The following is a 7,574-nucleotide window of genomic DNA, read 5'->3' on the forward strand; positions in this document are numbered from 1 at the left end:
CGGTGGACACGCGGCACCGCCCGAGGCGCGCCTCGCGGGCGCCCCGGGCGGTGCGGGGGTGTCGGACGGTGTCGGGTCAGCCCGCCGGTACAGGCGGCACCGGGGCGGTGGACGCCGTCGCGGTCCCGGTCAGGGCCGCTGACCCCGACCCCCTGGAGCCACCGGAGCCGTCACGGTCACCGCTCCGCTCGAAGGGGCTCGCGAACGGGAAGTACGAGCGCAGGAAGGGCTTCATCACGGCGAGCTGGTCGGCCAGGTCCGCCTCGCTGGAGACGGTGTCGTTCAGGCAGAACACCGAGCGGTCCCGGGCAGCGAGCAGCCTGCCCAGCCGTGCCGGGGTGTGGGGGTGCGCCATGTCGAAGTAGTTGTAGACCATCTCGCCCGGCACCGCCCGCCCGGTGAGGAAGGCGTAGTAGTGGTGGAGCGAGGAGGTCACCGACAGGTCGTTCAGCTCCCGGAAGCGGTTGGCCGCGGTCGTGCGGTGCCGTTCGGCGAACTCCTCCTCGATCTCCTGGAGCACGCTGCGCTGGAGCGCGTGGGGCACGTGCTTCATCTTCTGGGTGATGACCGAGCCGAACCGCTCCTCGATGACGGTGCGGTTGTTCTTGCCCGCCACCGACACGGGGACGTCCTCGGTCGAGGGCCGCCCGAAGGGGACGTGCGCCTTGGAGAGGAAGAACTTCGACAGCCCGTTGGCGAGGAAGAAGTCCTGCGGGGTCGCGGGCCGCCCCAGGAACACGTCGTCGTTGAGGTACAGGAAGTGCTCGGAGAGCCCTTTGATGTGGTGCAGCTGGCTCTCGATGGCGTGGGAGTTGAAGGTCGGCAGCACCGATGGGTCGGCGAAGATCTCCCGGTGGCTGACGACGGTGATGCCGGGGTGGGTGGTGTCCAGCCAGTCGGGCGTCTGGTCGTCGGTCACCAGGTACACGTGGTTGATCCACGGCGCGTACTGGGCGAGGGAGCGCAGCGAGTAGCGCAGCTCGTCGCGGCTGAGGAAGCGCGCGGCGTTCGCGGCCTCCTCGTGGTAGCCCTCGCCGGTGTGCTCGGCGCGGCGCCGGAGCCACGCGGGGTCGGAGCCGTCCACCCAGGTGTACACCGCGTCCACGGGGAAGCGGATGTCGTCCGGGAGCGGGTGGGAGAACTCGGGGATGGTCCGCACCTCCGCACCGGGCAGCGCGGCCGGCGGCAGCAGCGGGTTGACGCGGGTCAGCGGGACGGTGACGGTCTCCTCGTCCGGGGCGACCTCGTCCGTGCAGCGGTTGGGGCGGGGGGCGAGGAGACCGCCGTGGTCGTCGGGGGACCAGAACTCGACGTCGCACCCGAAACGGTCGCCGACCGCGGCCTCCCCGGCCGCGTCCGTGAAGTACCAGCACAGCGGGAGGACGGCGGACTGCTGCGCGCGGCGGCGCAGCAGGCTCTCGACGGCGGGCGCCGTCCGGGGCCCGGTGCGGCCGGAGCCGTCGGTGGTGAGGTAGCCCGCGGTGCGGCCGGCGAGACCGGCCAGCACACCGACGGCGGCGTCGCGCTGGGCGGCGGGGACCCCGACCACGCCCGAGGCGGGGTCGTTCCCGCGCACGGCGAAGTGCTCGATTCCGGCCTCCTCCAGCGCCTCGCACACCCAGTGGACGGCCTGGGCCTGCGCCTGGACCGGGGAGGGGTGGGGCCGGACGTGGGCGGCCTTGGGACGGCGGTCGACCGTCACCAGGCGCCGCCCGGGGGCCGCGAAGGTCTCGGGGGAGCGCCGCAGCGCGTGTCCCGCGCGCTGCTGGGCGATGCGGTCGGGCAGCGCCTGCGAGAGGGTGAGCGACCGCTTCACCGCGGACCGCAGCCGCAGTGAGGCACGGCCCGCGACGGCACGGCGAGCCGCCAGCGGCACGACTCTGCGGTAGATCGCTACCAGGGTGGACGCCTCGGGGTTGCGGGCCGCGCCGCCTGCGCGGCCGCCCCCCTGTTCCGGTTGTGCGCTCATCGCACCGGCTCTCCTCCCACGTGCACGCCCGGCCCACGGCTCTCCGGGGCGGTGCGAAATGTCACCATCGTCGTCAGTCTGCCGCACGTCCCCGACGACCTCACCGTCTCCGGCGGGGCCCGGTGTACGGCCGGGTGCGACCACTCAGCCGCACGGTACTCCTTCCCAGCCTTCCGGAAAGGAGGCATCACCGATGTGCTTCCCGGGTCGCCCGTGAAACGGCGCCGCCCGGGGAACGGAAATGCCCGTTCACTCGTGTGAGTGAACGGGCATCGCCTGGTCGGTGGTTCCGAGGAGGGCCGACTACTTCACCGCGCCACCCATCATCCCCGCGACGAACTGCTTCTGGAACGCGAAGAAGATCGCCAGCGGCACCAGCATCGACAGGAAGGCGCCGGGCGCCAGCACGTCGATGTTGGCGTCGAACTGCCGCATCTGCTGCTGGAGCGCCACCGTCATCGGCGGGGTGCTGGGGTCTGCGAAGACCAGCGCCACCAGCATGTCGTTCCACACCCACATGAACTGGAAGATCGCCAGCGCCGCGATGGCGGGACCGCCCAGCGGCAGCACCACCCGGGTGAAGAGACGGAACTCACCGGCGCCGTCCAGCCGCGCCGCCTCCAGCAGCTCCCGCGGGATCTCCGCGAAGAAGTTGCGCAGGAGGAAGATCGCGAACGGCAGACCGAACGCCGAGTGGAACAGCACCACCCCGATCGTCGTCTCGAAGATCCCGAGGGTGTTGAAGAGCCGCGCCACCGGGATCAGCGCCACCTGGATGGGGACGACCAGCAGCGCGACCACGCCGATGAACCACCAGTCCCGGCCGGGGAAGTCCATCCACGCGAAGGCGTACGCCGCCGCCGCGCCGAGGATCAGCACCAGCAGGGTGGCGGGCACGGTGATGACCACCGTGGTCCACAGCGACCCCGTGATCGCGTCGTTCTCCAGGATCCGGGAGTAGTTGGCTCCGGTGAGCGACCCGGGGTCGGTGAACACCGTCCACCAGCCGCTGGAGCTCATGTCCCGGGGCTCGCGGAACGACGAGATCAGCAGCCCCGCCGTCGGCATCAGCCACAGCAGCGCCAGCACCACCAGCACCACGCGGACCGCGGTCCCCGAGAGCAGCGAGACCAGCCGGGAGGCGACCGACGAGCGGGGAGCCCCCTTCCCGGCGTCCGCGTCCGCGGTCGCCGGGGGTTTCGTCGCGGGGGTACTCATCGCTGGGCCTCCTTACGCAGCCGGCGCACGTTCACGATCATCACCGGGATCACCAGCAGCAGCAGGAAGATCGCGATGGCCGAGCCGAGCCCCTGGTCCGCGCCGGCGCCGAACGACACGGTGTACAGCTGGAGCGCCAGCACGTTGGCATCCGGTTGCACCGAGCCCGGCGCGATGATGAGCACGAGGTCGAAGACCTTCAGCACGTTGATCATCAAGGTCACCATCACCACCCCGAGGACCGGGGCGAGCAACGGCACGGTGACCCGTCGGAAGACCTGCCACTCGTTGGCGCCGTCCACCCGGGCGGCCTCCAGGATCTCCCGCGGCACCCCGGCGAGACCGGCCGCGATGAGCACCATCGCGAAGCCGGCCCACATCCAGACGTAGGAGCCGATGATCGCGGGCGTCACCAGTGTCGGGCCCAGCCAGTCGACCCCGTTGTAGGAGGCGGCGAAGTTGGACGCGGCGAGCCGCAGCTCCGCGCCGTCCGCCTCCGCGGGCAGGGAGAACGTCCCGTCCGCCGCCGTCTGCGTGGACGCGACGGACAGGCCGTCGACCCATGCCTCGACGGTGACGCCGACGAGGGCCTTCTCGCCGTCGTCGATGACACCGGGCTCCCCACCACCACCCTGGGAGAAGTCGAGCCAGACGGTGCCGGTGACCTCTCCCGCCACGGGCTCCGCGGCGCGGGCGGGTTCGGCGTCGGCGACGTCCTGCGGCGCGACGCGCACCAGCGGCAGCAGGACGCTGTCGCCGGCGGCCACGGTCTCCTCCCGCACGATCGACCCGTCGGGCTGCTCCGACAGGCCGTCGTCGGGCCGCGGATGGGCGCCCGGCCAGGGGGCGCCCTCCGCGAAGGAGTCGTGCACCGAGGTGACGACCGCGTTGGCCACACCCCGGTCGGGGTCCGCCTCGTAGACGAGACGGAAGATGATGCCCGCGGCCAGCATCGAGATCGCCATGGGCATGAAGATCAAGAGCTTGAACGCGGTCGCCCAGCGGATGCGTTCGGTGAGCACCGCGAAGATCAGGCCGAGGCCGGTGGCGACAGCGGGCGCCACGGCGAGCCAGATCAGGTTGTTCTGCAGGGCCTTCCGGATGGCAGGGTCGGTGAAGAGCGACTGGTAGTTGCCGAAGCCGACGAAACCGTCCCCCGATGCGTCGAACATGCTCCGGTAGAGCGAGAAGACGATCGGGTACACCACCAGCGCGCCGAGGAGCAGCAGCGCGGGCAGCAGGAAGCAGGCCACGACCCAGGGGCGTCCGCGCAGGACGCCGGAGTCTTTCGCCATCGTCCGCAGTCCTCCCGCGGATCAGTCGCCGTAGGCGGAAGCGGCCTGCGACTCCAGGTACTCCTGCACGCCCTCGATGTCCTCGGGGTCGCGGAGGAAGTCCTGCAGCGCCTGCCACATGCCCTGGCCGGTGGTGCCGCCGAACGCGGCCGGCGCCAGGTCGGACATGTCGAAGCGGAAGTCGTCGCCGGCGGAGATCAGCGCCTCGGCGATGTCACGCTGCACGTCGTCCGGGTAGGCGTCGAGCTCCAGCGACTTGTTCGGGGAGAGGAACCCGCCCTGCCCGGCCCAGGTGCGTGCCGCGTCGGTGGAGGCCAGGAACGCCATCAGCGCCTGCTGCGCCTCGGTCGCCTCCTCGGCGTCGGGTGCGAGGGCCACGGCGACGTCGCCACCGGAGACCACCGGCGAGTCGTCACCCACGGCGGGGAACGGGAAGACGAGTGCGTCCTCACCGACGACCGCGTCGGTGGAGTCGCTGATGACCGAGGCGACGAAGTCGCCCTCGTAGACCATCGCCGCCGAGGGGGCGTCCAGGTTCGCGAAGGTCTGCGTCACCGAGGTCGGGAAGTCGGTCCGCAGCGCGCCGGCCGAGCCGCCCGCCAGCAGCCGCTCCTCGCCGAACAGCTCGCCGAGGGTGGTCAGCGCGTCGGTGACGCTCTGGTCGGTCCAGGGGATCTCGTGGTCCGCCAGCTGGTCGTACATCTCCGGACCGGCCTGCGACAGGTAGACGTTCTCGAACCAGTCGGTCAGCGTCCAGCCGTCCGCGCCGCCGACCGAGACCGGGTCCACGCCCGAGTCGGAGAGCACGCCGGCGGTGGAGACGAACTCCTCCCACGTCGTCGGCGCCTCGACGCCCGCGTTGGTGAAGGAGGTGGCGTTGTACCAGACCAGCGACTTGTTGGCCGCCTTCACGTACACGCCGTACTGCTCGCCGTCGTAGGCGCCGAGGTCCTGCCAGCCCTGGTCGTAGTTGGCCGCCAGCTGCTCCTGCGCCAGGTCGCCGACCGGCGCCAGCCAGCCGCGCTCCGCGAACTCGTGCACCACGCCCACCTGCGCCACCAGCGCCACGTCCGGGGCGGCACCGCCGTCGATCTTCTGTCCGATGAACGTCGCCAGGTTGTCGCCGGTCGGGACGAAGTTGACCGTGGCGCCCGTCTGGTCCTCGAAGTCGGCGATCGCGGCCATGAAGTTGGACTGCTCGGCGCCCGTCCAGACGCCGGCCACCTCCAGGGTCTCCCCGGAGAGGTCGGGCAGGTCCAACGCGGAGTCGCTGTCGCCGCCGCCACCACTGCCGGAGCCGCCGCCGTCGTCGTCGCTCCCGCACGCCGTGAGTACCAGGGCCGCCGCGACGGTGACCGCCGCGATTCGGCCGACTTGCCGCGTCCCGCCGCGGAGTCGAATGGCACTGCTCATGTTGACCGCCCTTTTTACCTGTGAACCATCATCGCTTCATCGGACAGGGCGCCGACGTGCGAGCCCGTGTCTGCGCAGGGGCAGGCCGGGCGCGGTGTGCCGACGCTGGTAGCCGTTACTACGCTGCGGCGGCGTCGCAGGCAAGAGCGTTCAACCTGTCAACGGCTCTTTCGTAATGGCTCTGTTACGAGCACGTCAAACTTCCGGTACCCGACGTACGGTCGGCCGGCTCTCCCGGAGCGGGCGGCGCCGGCGCGCTCCGGTCAGGCGTGGGAGGCGGCCGGTGTCGCCGCGGAGCCCTGCGCGGCCCGGGCCGCCGCGCTCGCCAGCAGCGCCACGTCGGTCGGCCCGTTGCCGAGTTCGCGGACCGTCCGCCGCGCCGGGGCGTCGCCCGCCCGTGCCCACTCCAGCGGCTCCACCGACGGCCGCAGCGTCGCGGTGCGGGGGATGCGGCCGGTGACGCGACCGACCTGGAACGCCAGGGCGCCGTCCGGTGTCACCAGCTCGGCCCTGCCGGAGGGGGTGCCGGTCAGCCGGATCCGCAGCGCGTCGGCGGCCGGCGCCGCCTCTCCCACCGAGATCAGGTGGACCCCGAGCGCCGGTCCGTCGCGGACCACCGCCTCCAGCACCCGCACCACCGAGCCGGCGGCCGGTCGGCCGGGCGCCCCGAGCGCCGGCGCCCGCAGCGACGCCACGTCGTCCACGACCACCACCAGACGCGGCAGCGGTCCGGCCCCGGGGCCCGCACCGACCGGCTCCGGCCCACCGGCGTCCTCCGCGGACCCTCGGCGCTGGCCGACGACCCGCAGCAGGGCGGTGGCGGGGTCGTCCTCCTGCCAGGTGACGGGCGACGGCCCCCCGAGCAGTTCCGCGCGGCGGGCCAGCTCCGCTCGCAGCGACTGCGCCACGGTCCGCATCCGCACCGGGTCGGTGGTGCGGAGCCGATCCGCGACCTGCGGCAGCTCGGCGCACGGGGCGAGCCCCTCGTCGGCGCCGTCGACCAGCAGCAGCGACAACCGGTCCGGGCCCGCCGCGGCGGCCAGGGAGGTCGCCAGCGAGCAGAGCAGCTCGGTCCGCCCGGACCGGGCGGGCCCCTCGACGACGATCGGGCCGGCCGCGGCTGCCAGGTCCGTCGCCAGCGGGCCGCCCACCGCGGCGCCGAGGACCAGCGGCAATCCCTCGGCGTCCGACCAGCGCTCCCGCAGCGCCGCGGGGGTGACGCGGGGCAGCCGCAGCACGTCCAGGAGTCGGGCCGCGTCCGGGAGCGCGGTGAACTCGGCGTCGCCGCCGACGGCCTCCCGTAGCGGGGCCAAGGCGCGGGCAAGCCGCTCCGCCCAGGCGGCGGAGACCCCGTCCGCGGTGGCAGGAGCACCCGCCTCACCGTCGCGGCCGATGAGCCGCACCGAGGTGGCCACCTCGCCCGAGAGGACAGCACGCAGCCCGCAGGCGGCGAAGGCGGGGGAGCGGTCGCCGGCGAAGGCCAGCGTCTTGGTGACGGGCGACGCCGGGGTCGCCGAGGGAGCCTCCGCGAGGCAGATCAGGTGGATACCGACGCCGCTGCCCTCGGCTGCCAGCCGTTCCAGGCCCCGGCGGACGCCGGGATCGGCGACCTCGCCGTCGACCACCACCACGGTGCGGCGCCCCCCGGGCCCGGTGAGCGAGCCGCCGGGCTCGGGGGG

At 72.9% G+C, this 7,574-nt stretch carries 5 protein-coding genes; all 5 read right to left on the reverse strand.

From position 1 onward, the window contains the following. Positions 1–76: 76 nt before the first annotated feature. A complete protein-coding gene (locus HCJ92_RS20285) occupies positions 77–1,969 on the reverse strand; it encodes a stealth family protein (RefSeq protein WP_167935055.1) in 1,893 nt (630 codons plus the stop codon). A 303-nt stretch (positions 1,970–2,272) separates the two neighbouring features. Continuing rightward, complete coding sequence (locus HCJ92_RS20290; RefSeq protein ID WP_167935056.1) at positions 2,273–3,187, reverse strand: carbohydrate ABC transporter permease; 915 nt, start codon at positions 3,185–3,187, stop codon at positions 2,273–2,275. Then, positions 3,184–4,482 (reverse strand): carbohydrate ABC transporter permease, encoded by a 1,299-nt coding sequence (locus HCJ92_RS20295; RefSeq protein WP_167935057.1) that lies wholly within the window; start codon positions 4,480–4,482, stop codon positions 3,184–3,186. Before HCJ92_RS20295 ends, HCJ92_RS20290 begins: the two co-directional genes overlap by 4 nt. Positions 4,483–4,503: 21 nt before the next feature. Beyond that, positions 4,504–5,895, reverse strand: a complete 1,392-nt coding sequence (locus tag HCJ92_RS20300) for an ABC transporter substrate-binding protein (RefSeq protein WP_167935058.1) — start codon at positions 5,893–5,895, stop codon at positions 4,504–4,506. Positions 5,896–6,158: 263 nt separating this feature from the next. Then, on the reverse strand, positions 6,159–7,574 hold a 1,416-nt coding region (locus HCJ92_RS20305; protein WP_275942331.1), incomplete at its 5' end, for an FtsK/SpoIIIE domain-containing protein.

The organism is Streptomyces spiramenti (assembly GCF_012034385.1).
GTDB lineage: Bacteria > Actinomycetota > Actinomycetes > Streptomycetales > Streptomycetaceae > Streptomyces > Streptomyces spiramenti.